Below are 14,351 nucleotides of genomic sequence, written 5' to 3'. Positions count from 1 at the left end.
TAGTTATTACCCTTGAATTAATTGAACTTGTTGGCCTTCAATCATACGAGAAGCCCCTGTGGTAATAATAGTTTGACCATCTTTAAGTCCACTGACCACTTCAATGTTATCACCCACAATAACCCCCAGTTTGACTGGCTGATACTGGACGGTTTTAGTGTTGGCCTGATAAACCCACACACCACTTTCCTGATGAGCGAGTTGGTCGCCATCTTTCATTACAACCGCTTTTATGGGTAATAAAAATTGGCGGCTGTAGGTGTAAGTCATATTACTTAAATTGACTTTAACTTTGGCTGGCATTCCTTCCAACACTTTATATTGATCGTCTAAATCTACTGCAATAGTGGCAATATAGGTTGATGTAGTAGGATCTTTTTCAGTATTAATTTCAAGTAATCGACCTTGAAATACCACCCCTTCAAATGCTTCAAAACTGACTTCGAAGGCACTCTCATCTGTTGCCCGTCGAGAGACGGCTATCAACATATCGGGGATTTGCACATCGACTTCAATTTGTTCGGTTTTTTGTACACTTAATACCGATATACCCGGTTGAATGTTTTCAAATGACTGTAAAAAAACATCGCTGACCATGCCATCAAAAGGCGCGCGTAATTCAGTATATTGCAGGCTAAGTTCAGCCTGTTTTGCCTGTGCTTTGGCAACTAAATATTGCGCGTTCATTTGGTCATATTCTGATTGTGCCATCAGTTTTTTATTGACTAACTGCTTACCACGCTGGGCTTGTTTAAAGGTCAACTCCATACGAGCCTGGCGATCATTGAGCACAATTTCATAATCACGCTTTTCAAGCACGGCGAGTAAATCACCTTGCTTAATCGTCTGGCCTTTGGAAACCGGTAATCTTGCTATGCGCCCTTCAACTCGAAATGATAATTTAGTCAGGTCTTGTGCCCGTGACACGCCGTTAAACTCTCGCATCACCTGATTTTCAATACTGGGTAAAGTATATACATCTACTAGGGTAGGTTTATGTGCCATCTCAAGCGGTTTGCTACAACCGGCCATAAAGACCAATGAGACCAAAGCGCTGATGAAAATATTAGTGGTGTTGTTAATCTTCATATTACAGCCCTCTTTCCTTGACCCAGCGAACCGTACTTTCACCGTCGGTTAACTCACTAGCGCCCGCGACCACTAACCAGTCACCGTCCTCTAATCCTGATTCAAGTTGATGATCATTTAATGTCACCGCCACTTTTTCGACTTTTCGTTGTTCAGGTAACCAACGAAAAACATAGGTTTGACCATTTTCTTCAACTCTAGCGCCCGCGGCAATAACAGGATTACTGCTAGCCCCACGGTAAGGCAGCTTGACCCTTACTGATGCAGCCATTCCGGGTAATACATTTAATTCGGTTGGCATTTTCAAGGTTAAAATAATGGTATAACTGCCGGTACTAGGGTCTGCTACTGTGCTGAGTTCTTTCAGCGTGGCTTTATACCAGGCATCTCGGCTATCAAATTTAACATCGACATTGTCTACCTGGCCTTGTTCGAGTCGATTAGCTTGAATTGCGCCAATAAATTGCTCTGGCAATTGAAAGCTAATGTCGATAAATGATTCGGTGCGAATGCCCATTATCGATTCTTGTGCTTGCACAAACTCAAACTGTTTGCGATCACGTTTTGAAATCATGCCATCGTAAGGGGCTGTTAACTGGGTATAGGCCAGATCGGTTTCGGCTTTATCAAGCGCTGCTCTGGCAATGGTGAAATCACTTTTTGATTGGTCAAAATCGTTACGGGACACCACACCTTGTTCCACTAAACTACTGGAACGTTCAAATAGCACTTTGGCCAGTTCGTACTGTGCTTTAGCCACTTCATACTGTTGTTGGTATAAATCACTGTCTAGCTTTGCCAATAAGTCGCCAGCTTTAACATGATCGCCCGGGCGCACATAAATATCAGCTATTTGTCCTGCGACTCTAAACGACAAAGAGGCTTTATCTGCCGCGCGGACCTCACCGGGTAATAACCGCTCACGAAAGCCTTTGCCAATATCAAGCTGTATGACTTTAACGGGGCGGGCAAACGGTTGAGCATTAGCATCAACTGTAATCTCATTACTATCGCTAGCAATGCTAGGCGGAGCAACCATCAAGCTAATCAGCATGACCGAGGAGGAGAACGAACAGAACATCTGACGAACATTCATTGTGCTTGGTCCTTCAAAACAAAGTATTAAATAATGTTAACTAATATTAACATTTAACTAAGTTAGACATTAAGTCAATTTAAAAACAATAGGATCTAATTAGTTTATTCAACCGTATAATTGTTCAGTTATGTTCGAATTTAATCACGCATCATTTGTTGGCAAACTATAAAGGTTATCTTTATCAAATAACGGCTAATATTAACCTTGATATCCAGTTGCGACAAATTGCAATCACCAAAGGAAAACACCATGGAATTGACCATATTTTACGACAGCACATGTCCACTGTGTGCCAATGAAATGCGTCAACTTAAACGGCATGATAAGCACGATGAAATTCATTTAGAGGACTTATACAGTGCTGATTTACATGAGCGTTTTCCACAAATTGATATCGAAAAAGCTAACATTATACTGCACGGCTTAACTAAAGACGGACAACTGCTGTTAGGGCTAGATGTTACGGCAAAGGCATGGGGAATTACCGGTAAGCACTTTTGGGTTCAGTGGCTTAGAAAACCTTTTATTAAACCGGTCGCGGACAAAGCTTATCTATTTTTTGCTAAAAATCGCTACAAAATCTCGTACCTGCTTACCGGTAAGCAGCGGTGTAATAATGGTCAATGTGGCTTACCTAAGAACAATTTAAAGTAATCAGATTTGAAGTCATCAGATTTACAGCAATCAGTGCTGATAATTAACCTCAAAGGCCTTAAAAAACCTTCAATTTAACGGTGGATATGATCAGTGCATAATAACGCTAACCCAAACAACTCCTCTAATACTGTTGCTAACAATACTGCTGCTGTTAGCACTGTTACTGAAAGTACTGCTGCTGAAAGTACTGTTGCTAATAGCACTGCTGAATTTGTGATTATTATTGGTGCTAATTCGGCTATTGGCCATGCATTTGCTGTTCAATGCCTTAAACAAAGCCAAATCGATGGTCACCCGCAGTCAATTAATTTGATCACAATTAGCCGAGATAGCTATCAACACAGTGCCGATATACACAGTCTAATCACACAAGATCAACAGCAGTCATCATGGCAACATTACCAATGCAGTAATTTACAGCAGGATATTGAGCATCTTATGAATCAACAGATCATTCCTCAAATTACCGCAAGCAACGGCAGTGTTAGCAGAATATTAATCTGTAATGGGGTACTGCATCAGGGTGCGATACAACCTGAAAAAAAGATAGAAGATATCAATGAAGTCAATTTACTCGCTTTAATACAGATGAATACCATCACGCCTATGCTTTGGCTGCAAGGTTTGGTAAAGCTGTTATCAAAGCAGCGAAGTCGAGTCGTGATAAGTATTTTAAGCGCCAGAGTCGGCAGCATAAGTGATAACCGCCTTGGCGGTTGGTATAGCTATCGCACCAGTAAAGCGGCATTAAACATGTTGATAAAAACCACTGCGGTTGAGTTTGCGAGGCGGCTCAAGCACGTCAAATTGATAGCCTTTCATCCTGGCACCACAGACACACCATTATCAAAACCTTTTCAGCACAATGTGGCCGAAGGTAAATTATTTACTCCTGAGTTTGTGGCGCAGCAGCTTTACAACATACAGTCAAATATTGCCGTAGACGGCCAAGCCAGTTTTATTGATTGGGCAGGCAATGACATTCAATGGTAATGCAGGGTTGGTTATAGAGATGGAGATATAAATTACAGCCATAAAAAAACGCGAAGCATAGCTTCGCGTTTTTTATTAGCGAGTTGAATTACTTAACGAATTCAACACCTAGTTTAATGTCAGCTTTTAATGTATCTAACATTGAATCACGTGCGTTAGCTTCAAATGCACTTACGTCACCGTAAGGAAGCACTTTTTCTACGCCGTTTTTACCTAAAAGGATAGGTTGAGCGAAGAACTCAGCGTGTTCGCTGCCACCATCAACATAGGCACATTCAACTATGTTCGCTTCGCCTTGAAGACCACGTACTAATGATAAACCAAAGCGACATGCTGCTTGGCCCATTGATAATGTTGCGCTACCGCCACCGGCTTTAGCTTCAACAACTTCAGTACCTGCGTTTTGAATGCGAGTAGTCATTGCTGCAACTTCTTCATCAGTGAAAGTCACACCTTCAATTTGAGAAAGTAGTGGAAGAATAGTCACACCGCTGTGGCCGCCGATAACGTTAACTTTAACATCAGCAACGTTTAAGCCTTTAAGCTCAGCAATAAAGGTTTCGCTACGGATAACGTCAAGTGTAGTGATACCGAATAAACGGTTCTTGTCGTAAACGCCAGCATTTTTTAATACTTCAGCAGCAATCGCTACAGTCGTGTTTACTGGGTTAGTAATAATACCCACTAATGCTTTAGGACAAGTTACTGCCACTTTTTCCATTAGGTTACGCACGATACCTGCGTTGATGTTGAATAGATCTGAACGATCCATACCAGGCTTACGCGCAACACCAGCAGACATTAATACGACGTCAGCATCAACTAATGCATCCGTTGGATCTTGACCAGCAAAACCTTTTACTTCTACATCTGTTGGGATGTGACTTAAGTCAACCGCAACACCAGGAGTAACAGGGGCGATGTCATATAGAGACAACTTTGAGCCAGCAGGCAGTTGAGTTTTTAACAATAAAGCTAAGGCCTGGCCAATACCACCAGCAGCACCAAGTACGGCAACTTTCATAATCATCTCCATCTATTTAAACAATTTGTGACATAGGTCTACTATCTTTCGTGGCGTCACATTACTGGATTGGCGGGCTAATTTCAATTATCCATTAGTGGAGTGTCGTAAATAAGTGTTTACTCAATTCAAGGTAAATAAGCACTGCGTGTTTGAATGTGAGGGTTATATCATGGTGCAATAAGATATGACTGAGCAGTGCAAGTTTAAATGCCACTTTTCTACTGTCAATTCGATGGCTTATTTGTTTTACATTAATGGCGAATAAGCCTTGATATGAATTAGATTATTCGAGTTTCATCGCTTTACCCGTCACAGGTTGTTACAAATACCGATTAACGGCTGAGCTATCTTGCAAAATACAATATATGTTGTACACGCATATTGTATTGGTAACACCACGGGTTATTAACGCCATGACTATAAGTCGATAGGTCATTTATAGTAGGATGCCAATGAACCCTAAATTAAATTGACCGCAATCAACCGTCAAATTGAGAGAAAAAAATGAAAATAAGAAAAGGCCAATTAGCAGACCTTACCGCACTGGTTAATTTTAATCAGGCGATGGCAATGGAAACTGAAAACCTACAATTAGATAATGCAACCCTTACCCGTGGCGTAAACGGATTACTCGCCAATCCTGAACGAGGTTTCTATTTAGTGGCTGAAATTGATGACGTTATTGTCGGCTCATTAATGGTGACATTTGAATGGAGCGACTGGCGCGCTTGCCAGTATTACTGGATCCAAAGTGTGTATATTCGTCCAGAAAACCGTCGTCAGGGGATTTATGCAAAACTGTATCAAGCAATAAAAGATATGGCCGCTGAAAAAGGTGACGCTGCAAGTTTCCGCTTGTATGTCGAACAAGAAAATAAACCGGCGCAAAAAACCTATGAGGCCTTAGGAATGGAGCAAAGCCACTATTTAATGTACGAAGAAAAGGCCAAATAACTTAAGTAGCCATTGTACAAGCACAACAAAACAGCTTACAAAACCTCGGCTAGTAAGCTGTTTAATGAACGTTAAAACACATAAACACTGACCATGAAGGTCAAGTAAACAAGCATGTTTACTATTGTATTGTTAAGGATGATCTCTTTGTTAAACATGAAAAAATTATTGCCACTTCTAGGGGTAATGACGTTCTCAGTTTCAACTCTTGCTTCACAAGAAATATATCTTGAGTGCAATACTTGCACAACTCACTCTGAACTGGTTAATTTTGCTAAACAAAACGCAAGATCAAATGCGACTATTGTCATGCATGTCATTAACTTAAATGATATTTTGTATGAGAAATATCTAGTCACTAAAACAAAATCTTTTGAATGTGAACAAAACCACAAGTCAGAAATACCAACAGATAAATCACCGGTTTGCCAGAATGTTTATCATTACAAAACGACCAGTCAAAGCATTGATAAAAAAGATTTAACTGACTTTACCAACTACGCCTTAGCGTATAATGAGACTAAAAAGTTTTTCACCCAAAGTGCTATCGAAATCCCTAGCAGCATGGTGACCTCAGCTTTTGAGTTAATTGACAATAGCTATCCCCAAGGACTTTCAGTTGATTACTTCAATAATAACCTACCAAGCTCCGCGCTTTACAAAGAAAAACTCACTTCATGGTCTACAGGCATTTCAAACAAAATAACCACCTCAATAGCGGTCAAGCCACCATCATTAGTCTTTACCTATACTGATGGCACTTTAGCTTATGCGGCTCTGGATTTCGTCGATATCGATGGGCAATACCATTTTAAATTTACAACAATTAAAGAGGGTAATAATAGTTTGGACTTAACAAAAACCAATCCATTTGGCGACAATTATACTTTTACGAATATGTCGCTCGAATCTTGGGGAGTCTTATTGGAAAAGCTATCACTTCATGACTTGACGGTGAGCAATACAACCAAAATGATAGTACCTAGCGGTAATGTGAGCATTGTATCTATATGCGCAACAAGTGAAGCCTGCACTGATCAAATTTAATATTGAGTATCTTTACTGCGGGTTAATGAACCCACAGTAAAGATACTTAAAGCTGTACCTAAAATTACCCGGCTCGCATCGCCATTATCGACGTTAGGTTGATTGGCTCGGGATACTGAACAAAATCCTTTTGTTGCTGATCTACGGCATAGATAGACATTCTGTCGGCCAGTTCATTGCCTTCTATACCAACATGGGCAGCCACATGGACAATATCAATGTGATCTTTATATTGATCATAAAGTGCATGGGCTTGTTTGATCAGATCTAAATTGGCAATCTCGCCGCCTTTGCGGGTCCAGCCTTTGGCTTTCCAGCCGTAGGCCCAATTACTAATACAGTTAATTGAATATTGTGAGTCACTGTATATACGCACGGTTAAGTTGTCAGCCAGTGCGCTAGCCGCCATTTTGATCGCTTCATGCAGTGCGTTTAATTCAGCGGTATTGTTAGTGCCTTTAGGGTTAAATAAGCCATACCACAAGTCAGCAAGCTCACCTTTACGATATACAGCCACGCCAGAACCCGCTTTACCTGGATTAGGATCGCAGCCTCCGTCGGTATAAAGCACAACGTCAAACTCACTTAATGCTGTGGGTTGATGCGAGGCTGTTGAGCCAGATTGAGTTTTTGTTGCAGACGATTTAGCCGAGCTGTTTTTAGCCGAAAAGATCGCTTTATTGGCTGACTGGGCAAAAGCCGTTTTCGCTTCTGATTCGCTAGGGAAAGATTTGTACTTAGCCCCAGGAAACTTGTCCACCTGACGCTTTGCTTCGTCCCAGGTGGTATAAATGCCAGGAGTATGACCTTGCCAAACGACGTAAAATTTCTTTGCCATGAGTGGCCTTGATATTTAAAAAAATGATATATCGATCATGCCATGTCAAGCTTATGTCGTCTATCGCTTATGGCTTAGCTTTGCTAACTGAGCTTTGATTAGCTGAGCTTGCACATGTGTCGTTTACTGTTCGCTACTGGCTTAACCAGATAGCGAACTTATCACTAAAACTATAAGTTTACTGGCCCATCAATATGTTGATACTTTACATCACCAGAACCTGCGGTGTGAATAGTTAACCCTTTGGCATATTCAACATCGATACCACCTGAACCATCATTAATGCTCACTAATCCTGCAACATGCTTAATCACCATGCCACCAGATCCATCATTAACATCAAGATTGCCTTTAATATCTGTCACATCTATGCCACCTGAACCGTCTTTAATTGTCAGGTTACCCGCGACATTATTAACATTGATTGAACCAGAGCCGTCTTTAATGGTTAAGTTACCCAATACATTTTTCGCATCAAGTGAACCTGAACCATCTTCAATAATAATGTCTTTGCCACCATCTACTGTAATACTACCTGAGCCATCTTTTAAGGCAATATCAGCGTTCATACCTTGAATGTCGATTGAACCAGAACCATCTGTAATATCCATCACCATATGCTGGGGTAACGTTAAGGTGACATCGATATAAGGCGAGTCGACATTAATCCAGTTTGAACTTTGCTCAACTTTAGCCACTAGCCTTGCTTGGTCGCCATCTTTAACTAACTCTAAGGTCACGTCGGCATCATCATCGGCAAAAATTTCTGCGGTTAACTTAATATTTTTAGCATTCTCATCGCCTTTAATCACTAACTTACCCGCACCAGTTTCTGCAACGAGCTTTTGAATGTCAGTACTGTCTAGGATTAACACTTGCTGTTTTTGATCAAAGTCGCTGGCAATACTGTAAGACACATTAAACACGTCGGTATACATTATTAACAGTGCCGCTGCTGCGCCCACCAGAACAACTTTAGTTTTCATTGTGGCCATTTTATTCTTCCTTGTTTTTATTCATTGGCTTCTTGTTAATTGAAGCCATCATTATGATCACGTTATTAAGTGCTAAAACTCATCACTTATTAGCTTTTGTCATTATTCTTCATAGTAAGCAATTCTCACACCAAAATCATAAGACTTTGTTTTATATTATTAACTATGTTTAAGTATCAACATCGATATGTTAAAAGCACTAAAAAACATGTCTTTTCACTAACTTCTGATCAAGTATAGACTTCTGCTATCATGGCGGTTATGTCAGTAAAAATACAATAAGAAAAAAGCATCATATGACTCAACAACAGATTGCTATCCTAGTCGGTTCAAATAATCCGGTTAAAATTGCTGCCGCTAAAGATGCGATAAGCCAGTATTTCCCCCAGGCTGATATTAATTGCCAAGGCATGCATGCGCCCTCATTAGTGGCTGAGCAGCCAATGACAGACGCCGAAACCAAATTAGGTGCTATTAATCGTGCTAGATATTGTCAGCAACATGCTATTGAGGCAGATCAGCCTGCGGATTTTTATATTGCAATGGAAGGCGGTGTGGATAAATTTGACCATGGCGCAGCTACGTTTGCTTATATGGCGATAATTCATCAGGATAAACTCAGCATTGGTCGTAGCGCTTTATTACCCTTGCCGCAAAAAGTGTTTAACGCCTTAGAAGCGGGTGAAGAGTTAGGCCATGTGATGGACAGACTGTTTAATACCCACAATGTGAAACAAAAAGGCGGTGCGATTGGCTTATTGACCCAAGGGCTGGCCACACGAGGCAGTATTTATACCCAGGCGATTATTTTAGCCATGGCCCCTATTATTAACCCTGATTTTTTTGCCGAGTAACTTATTATGTCTATTACCGTTCCGATTATCCGCCCATTAACCGTAGATGATAATGCCGCTATTGCTGATGTTATTCGTCAAGTGTCTGCTGAATATGGGCTAACACCCGATAAAGGCTTCAGTGTTGCTGACAAAACCTTAGACACCCTAAGTCTGGTTTACAGTACTGCACGCAGCCAGTATTGGGTTATCGAGTTAGATGGCCACATCATTGGTGGCGCTGGCATTGCCCCATTAGCGGGATACAGTGATATTTGTGAACTGCAAAAAATGTACTTTTTACCGCAAGTACGCGGTAAAGGATTAGCCAAAAAAATATCTCATTTAGCGTTTGAATTTGCTAAAGAACAAGGCTTTAACAAGGTCTATTTAGAAACCACTGCGGTATTAGTTGAAGCCTGAGCGTTATACCAAAAGCTCGGATTTGAGACTTGTAAGCACCTTGGTGAAACCGGCCACGATGCCTGTGAAATTGCTATGCTGAGAAATCTTTAACATCGTATACCATGGTTAATCAAGCTGTCGCTGGCTTAAAAATGGCTAGCGACTCTTGATTAGCCTTTATTGATCATTGTGTTAATGTCGATTTTTAACCTTTTCATTCCCCTAAATAATCCCAAATAATGAAAACATTAAAGATTGCGCTGGTTTTTTAAGCAATACATTTACTGATGATTCAATAACCTTTGCAATCTGCCCAAAGCTTGATAGCTTAAAGTATAGGGTTTCCATCAGGAGGATGATATGGAATATCGACGTCTTGGGCATTCAAGCCTAGAAGTAAGTAATATCTGTTTAGGTACCATGACATGGGGTGAGCAGAATAATCAGTCTGAAGCATTCGAACAATTAGATTATGCCATTGGCCAAGGGATCAATTTTATTGATACTGCGGAAATGTATCCCGTACCGCCAACGGCAGAAACACAAGGTGAAACCGAACGAATACTGGGCCGCTATTTAAAGGCCCAAGGTAATCGTGATGAATTAGTAATTGCCACAAAAGTCGCTGCACCTGGGCTAAAAGGTGATTATATTCGGCCTAAAATGGCACTAGATTGGCGTAACATTCACCAAGCGGTTGATGACTCCTTGTCACGTTTACAAATCGACACCATAGATTTATACCAAGTCCACTGGCCAGACCGAAATACCAACTTCTTCGGTGAAATGATTTATACCCATGATGAGGATGAGCGTTACACCCCAATTTTAGAAACCCTTGAAGCCCTAGCCGAAGTGGTAAAACAAGGAAAAGTGCGCTATATCGGCATTTCAAATGAAACCCCCTGGGGCTTTATGCAGTATCTGCGCTTAGCCGAAAAGCACGATTTACCCCGTATTGTGAGCATTCAAAACCCGTATAACTTGCTCAATCGCAGCTTTGAAGTTGGCATGTCAGAAATAAGCTTACGTGAAAACGTGCCGTTATTGCCCTACTCTCCGTTAGCCTTTGGCGCGTTAACCGGTAAGTATGAAAATGACCAATGGCCAGCAGGCGCCAGGTTAACGATACACAAACGTTTTGCGCGCTATAACAGCACACCAATGGCTTTACAGGCAACCCAGGCTTATGTTGATCTAGCCCGAGAGTTTGGCTTAAGTCCTGCTCAAATGGCTTTGGCTTTTGTTAATTCTCGCCAGTTTGTCGCCTCCAACATCATAGGCGCGACTAGCTTGCATCAACTCAAAGAGAATATCGACAGCCATAAAGTCATATTGTCTGATGAACTACATAGTCGATTAAATGAATTAACTGCGCTTTACCGTTTTCCTTGTCCTTAAACTATGACTAAGTGTTAAGCCATAATTTAGGTTTAGGTTTAGGTTTAGATTCAGGTTAACCTTGCAATAGGCATCAATATCATTGAAGATCTTGATGCCTTTTTTATGAGTGTTAAGTGAATGACCGACAGCCAATTTGATCATCAAGCCATACGTAGCCAGTTTCCGATCCTAGATATGCAGCTAGGCGATAATCCGCTTTGCTATTTAGATACCGCTGCAACCAGTCAAAAACCGCAATGTGTGCTTGATGCGATGAATGAGTACTATGTGCAAAATAATGCCAACGTGCACCGCGCTGCGCATCAATTAGCGGCCAGAGCCACCCAAAAATATGAAAACGTGCGCATGCAAGTGCAGCACTTTATTCATGCGGCCACCAGTCAACAAATCATCTTTACCCATGGCACGACAGAATCAATCAACATGGTCGCCCACGGACTCACCGAACAGTTTCAACAAGGTGATGTGATTTTAGTTGATGGCGCTGCGCATCATGCCAACATAGTGCCTTGGCAAGCATTAGCCCAGCGAACTGGTGCAAAGGTTATCCCTATTCCATTAGATAGCAATGGCCGAATCGATCTTACCGCTTACGATGATTTATTAACTCAACTGCCTAAATTAGTCGCTTTATCCCATGTCACTAATGCACTTGGCACACTAAATCCGGTCAACGAGATGGTTGCTAAGGCTAACAAAGTCGGCGCACTAACCTTAATTGATGGCGCACAAGCCGTGGCCCATTTAGACATTGATGTAGAATCAATAGGTTGTGATTACTATGTGTTTTCAGGCCATAAAATGTATGGTCCGACTGGGGTTGGCATTTTGTATGGCAAGCTTAATGCGCTAGAAATACTAACACCTATGCTAACCGGCGGCGAAATGATCAAAACGGTCAGTTTTAATGGAACAAGCTATGGCGAGTTACCGAATAGATTAGAGGCGGGGACTCCGGCAATAGCGGAAGTGATCGGCTTAGGCGCAGCAATCAGCTTTCTATCTAACTTACCTAAAATACAAATTCGTCAACACGAACTGCATTTAATTCAATATCTTCAGCAACAGTTAAGCCAGTTGGGCGATATTAGCGTATATGGTGTAACGACTGACAATGACAATATTGGCGCAGTGGCGTTTAATTTGGCTGATGAGCACCATCAGGATGTCGGCATTTTATTAGATCAGCAAGGCGTGGCTATCCGTGGCGGCCATCATTGTGCTATGCCGTTAATGCAAAGCTTGCAGATTAAAGGTTGCTGTCGAGCCTCAATTGGGGTGTACAGCAATCAGCAAGATGTTGATCGCTTTATTAGCGCACTGACTGAAGTAAAATCGATTCTATTGTAAGGTCAAATATGAGTCTTAACACCATAGCTAAACCAGCTTCAACTTTGTTTTTGCCTTTGTCTGACGACCTGTTAACCGGCGCTAAGTTGATAGAACAGGCCAGTAATTGGCAAGAAAAATACCGCCAAATTATGCTATTAGGTAAAAAACTGCCAAGCTTAGCGGATGAGTTTCGTCTTGAAAGTGCACAAGTTAAAGGCTGTGAAAGCCAGGCATGGCTATACCACCAACACATTAATGACCAACATTTTTACCTAGCCGACAGTGATGCGCGTATAGTCAAAGGGCTTATTGGATTATTGCTGGTGGCTACACAAGGGCAAACTAGCAGCCAAATAGCGCAATTTGATGTCAGTGCTTACTTCGAAAATTTAGGGCTAAACGGACAGTTAAGCCCATCGCGTACCAATGGTTTGCATGCACTAGCACACGCCATTAAACACTACGCAAACGAGAAAAATTAAAAGGATACATCGTTAATGTCACATGACTTGCTCTCCCGCCGTAAATTACTTAAAGGCCTTGGCGCAGCAGCGTTATGTAGTCCATTTATAAGCCAACAAGCGTGGGCAGCACGCTCACAACCTTTGTACATTGATGGTTTATCATTTTTGCCCGACGATATTAACGATGTTAAAGCTTCTAAGTTGAGCGCCTTTATCGCCGACATATCAGACATTGAAGCCATCAAACAGGCTGACGGCACCACCAATTACAAGCGCAGTTACAATGCGTGTATCAAAAGCATTAAAGCAGCGAAAGCTGTGGTCGATGCCAACCCTGACGTATATCTACAGGGGCAAACAGGCCTTGATATTGCTAGAGCATATGACGCTGAACGTACCGCTGTATTTTTCCAAATTCAAGGCGCTGATTGTGTCGAAGATGACAGCAGCAGCACCAATTGGCAGCAACTAGAAGAATTTAAACAACAGGGCTTACGAGTTTTACAGCTCACTCACCATTACGGTAACCGCTTTGCTGGCGGTGCATTGGATAACAATGGTAAAACAGGGTTAGATTTACCCTTAACTCCTGCAGGCCACGAACTGATTGAGGCCATTAACCATCGCCATATGTTAATTGATGTTAGCCATTCCAGCGCACAAACCGCGCTTGATACCGCCAAAGCCAGTAAAAGCCCAATAGTGCAAAGCCATGGCGCTGTAAGACATATAGTTAATCATGCCCGTTGCTCCCCCGATGAGGTTATTCGCGCCATTGCCGACACCGGCGGCGTATTTGGTATTTTTATGATGAGCTTTTGGTTAACCAATAAACCGACTCCAACCATTAGCGATTACATTAAACAAATTGATCATGTGGTCAGAATTGCCGGGGTAGACAGCGTAGCGATTGCTAATGACTATCCATTAAGGGGCCAGGAAAATTTATTAAAGCTCAATAATGACAATGCTGAAGGGGTAAAAGAGTACTTAGATTGGTGGCACAGTCTACGGGCTAAAAATGTATTAGGTTTTGATGTAGAACCGAAACATGTGGTTATCCCCGAATTGAACAATATCGATCGTATGAGCCTGATTGATGACGCGCTGAAAAAAGCGCGCTTTAAATCATCCGATCGCGATCGCATCATGGGTGGTAACTGGCAAAGAGTATTGAAGCAGGTATTGATTTAATACACAATCTACGCATAAAT

The 14,351-nt window shown here is 41.7% G+C and carries 15 protein-coding genes; 10 read left to right on the top strand and 5 right to left on the bottom strand.

Annotated elements, in window-relative coordinates; genetic code table 11:
* Positions 1-6: 6 nt before the first annotated feature.
* Positions 7-1,089, bottom strand: a complete 1,083-nt coding sequence (locus FJ709_RS03530) for an efflux RND transporter periplasmic adaptor subunit (RefSeq protein WP_226413513.1) — start codon at positions 1,087-1,089, stop codon at positions 7-9.
* Position 1,090: 1 nt separating this feature from the next.
* A complete protein-coding gene (locus tag FJ709_RS03525; RefSeq protein WP_226413511.1) occupies positions 1,091-2,185 on the bottom strand; it encodes an efflux RND transporter periplasmic adaptor subunit in 1,095 nt (364 codons plus the stop codon).
* Between the two features lie 252 nt (positions 2,186-2,437).
* Between FJ709_RS03525 and FJ709_RS03520 the strand changes: the two genes are divergently transcribed.
* Both FJ709_RS03520 and FJ709_RS03515 read left to right on the top strand, forming a co-directional pair.
* Entirely contained in the window at positions 2,438-2,842 is a 405-nt protein-coding gene (locus FJ709_RS03520; protein ID WP_226413509.1) for a thiol-disulfide oxidoreductase DCC family protein, read from the top strand.
* A gap of 93 nt (positions 2,843-2,935) precedes the next feature.
* Positions 2,936-3,838, top strand: a complete 903-nt coding sequence (locus FJ709_RS03515; protein ID WP_226413507.1) for an SDR family NAD(P)-dependent oxidoreductase — start codon at positions 2,936-2,938, stop codon at positions 3,836-3,838.
* Between the two features lie 88 nt (positions 3,839-3,926).
* Here the strand turns inward: FJ709_RS03515 and mdh are convergent, their stop codons facing one another.
* Positions 3,927-4,862, bottom strand: a complete 936-nt coding sequence (mdh, locus tag FJ709_RS03510) for a malate dehydrogenase (RefSeq protein ID WP_226413505.1) — start codon at positions 4,860-4,862, stop codon at positions 3,927-3,929.
* 507 nt (positions 4,863-5,369) lie between these two features.
* Between mdh and FJ709_RS03505 the strand changes: the two genes are divergently transcribed.
* Positions 5,370-5,819 (top strand): GNAT family N-acetyltransferase, encoded by a 450-nt coding sequence (locus tag FJ709_RS03505; protein WP_226413503.1) that lies wholly within the window; start codon positions 5,370-5,372, stop codon positions 5,817-5,819.
* A 147-nt stretch (positions 5,820-5,966) separates the two neighbouring features.
* A complete protein-coding gene (locus FJ709_RS03500; protein ID WP_226413501.1) occupies positions 5,967-6,866 on the top strand; it encodes a hypothetical protein in 900 nt (299 codons plus the stop codon).
* Between the two features lie 64 nt (positions 6,867-6,930).
* On the opposite strand, the gene FJ709_RS03495 is transcribed toward FJ709_RS03500, so the two are convergent.
* A complete protein-coding gene (locus FJ709_RS03495) occupies positions 6,931-7,704 on the bottom strand; it encodes a ribonuclease H1 domain-containing protein (RefSeq protein WP_226413499.1) in 774 nt (257 codons plus the stop codon).
* 170 nt (positions 7,705-7,874) lie between these two features.
* Complete coding sequence (locus tag FJ709_RS03490) at positions 7,875-8,699, bottom strand: DUF4097 domain-containing protein (protein WP_226413497.1); 825 nt, start codon at positions 8,697-8,699, stop codon at positions 7,875-7,877.
* 296 nt (positions 8,700-8,995) lie between these two features.
* Here FJ709_RS03490 and yjjX point away from each other — a divergent pair, with 296 nt between their 5' ends.
* The 6 genes from yjjX to FJ709_RS03460 all read left to right on the top strand — a co-directional run bounded on the left by yjjX (position 8,996) and on the right by FJ709_RS03460 (position 14,331).
* Complete coding sequence (yjjX, locus tag FJ709_RS03485) at positions 8,996-9,553, top strand: inosine/xanthosine triphosphatase (RefSeq protein ID WP_226413495.1); 558 nt, start codon at positions 8,996-8,998, stop codon at positions 9,551-9,553.
* 6 nt (positions 9,554-9,559) lie between these two features.
* Positions 9,560-9,955 (top strand): GNAT family N-acetyltransferase, encoded by a 396-nt coding sequence (locus FJ709_RS03480; RefSeq protein ID WP_319002890.1) that lies wholly within the window; start codon positions 9,560-9,562, stop codon positions 9,953-9,955.
* 342 nt (positions 9,956-10,297) lie between these two features.
* Positions 10,298-11,338, top strand: coding sequence for an NADP(H)-dependent aldo-keto reductase (locus FJ709_RS03475; RefSeq protein ID WP_226413493.1), 1,041 nt, complete (start codon positions 10,298-10,300; stop codon positions 11,336-11,338).
* 120 nt (positions 11,339-11,458) lie between these two features.
* Positions 11,459-12,691, top strand: coding sequence for an aminotransferase class V-fold PLP-dependent enzyme (locus FJ709_RS03470; protein WP_226413491.1), 1,233 nt, complete (start codon positions 11,459-11,461; stop codon positions 12,689-12,691).
* Between the two features lie 8 nt (positions 12,692-12,699).
* Entirely contained in the window at positions 12,700-13,155 is a 456-nt protein-coding gene (locus tag FJ709_RS03465) for a SufE family protein (RefSeq protein ID WP_226413489.1), read from the top strand.
* Between the two features lie 15 nt (positions 13,156-13,170).
* Positions 13,171-14,331: a membrane dipeptidase gene (locus FJ709_RS03460; RefSeq protein ID WP_226413487.1), complete on the top strand. Its 1,161-nt coding sequence runs from the start codon at positions 13,171-13,173 to the stop codon at positions 14,329-14,331.
* The last annotated feature ends 20 nt before the right edge of the window (positions 14,332-14,351 follow it).

Source organism: Shewanella glacialimarina (genome assembly GCF_020511155.1).
Classification (GTDB): Bacteria; Pseudomonadota; Gammaproteobacteria; order Enterobacterales; family Shewanellaceae; genus Shewanella; species Shewanella glacialimarina.
Note: the sequence above shows the minus strand (reverse complement) of the source record. Positions and strands in the feature narration are given on the sequence as shown.

What these genes read in the sequence shown, in the direction of transcription:
- FJ709_RS03470 (WP_226413491.1), top strand. Translation starts at nt 11,459, where the DNA reads ATGACCGACAGCCAATTTGATCATCAAGCCATACGTAGCCAGTTTCCG.
- mdh (WP_226413505.1), bottom strand. Translation starts at nt 4,862, where the DNA reads ATGAAAGTTGCCGTACTTGGTGCTGCTGGTGGTATTGGCCAGGCCTTA.
- yjjX (WP_226413495.1), top strand. Translation starts at nt 8,996, where the DNA reads ATGACTCAACAACAGATTGCTATCCTAGTCGGTTCAAATAATCCGGTT.
- FJ709_RS03460 (WP_226413487.1), top strand. Translation starts at nt 13,171, where the DNA reads ATGTCACATGACTTGCTCTCCCGCCGTAAATTACTTAAAGGCCTTGGC.
- FJ709_RS03505 (WP_226413503.1), top strand. Translation starts at nt 5,370, where the DNA reads ATGAAAATAAGAAAAGGCCAATTAGCAGACCTTACCGCACTGGTTAAT.
- FJ709_RS03465 (WP_226413489.1), top strand. Translation starts at nt 12,700, where the DNA reads ATGAGTCTTAACACCATAGCTAAACCAGCTTCAACTTTGTTTTTGCCT.
- FJ709_RS03530 (WP_226413513.1), bottom strand. Translation starts at nt 1,089, where the DNA reads ATGAAGATTAACAACACCACTAATATTTTCATCAGCGCTTTGGTCTCA.
- FJ709_RS03525 (WP_226413511.1), bottom strand. Translation starts at nt 2,185, where the DNA reads ATGAATGTTCGTCAGATGTTCTGTTCGTTCTCCTCCTCGGTCATGCTG.
- FJ709_RS03520 (WP_226413509.1), top strand. Translation starts at nt 2,438, where the DNA reads ATGGAATTGACCATATTTTACGACAGCACATGTCCACTGTGTGCCAAT.
- FJ709_RS03480 (WP_319002890.1), top strand. Translation starts at nt 9,560, where the DNA reads ATGTCTATTACCGTTCCGATTATCCGCCCATTAACCGTAGATGATAAT.
- FJ709_RS03475 (WP_226413493.1), top strand. Translation starts at nt 10,298, where the DNA reads ATGGAATATCGACGTCTTGGGCATTCAAGCCTAGAAGTAAGTAATATC.
- FJ709_RS03490 (WP_226413497.1), bottom strand. Translation starts at nt 8,699, where the DNA reads ATGGCCACAATGAAAACTAAAGTTGTTCTGGTGGGCGCAGCAGCGGCA.
- FJ709_RS03495 (WP_226413499.1), bottom strand. Translation starts at nt 7,704, where the DNA reads ATGGCAAAGAAATTTTACGTCGTTTGGCAAGGTCATACTCCTGGCATT.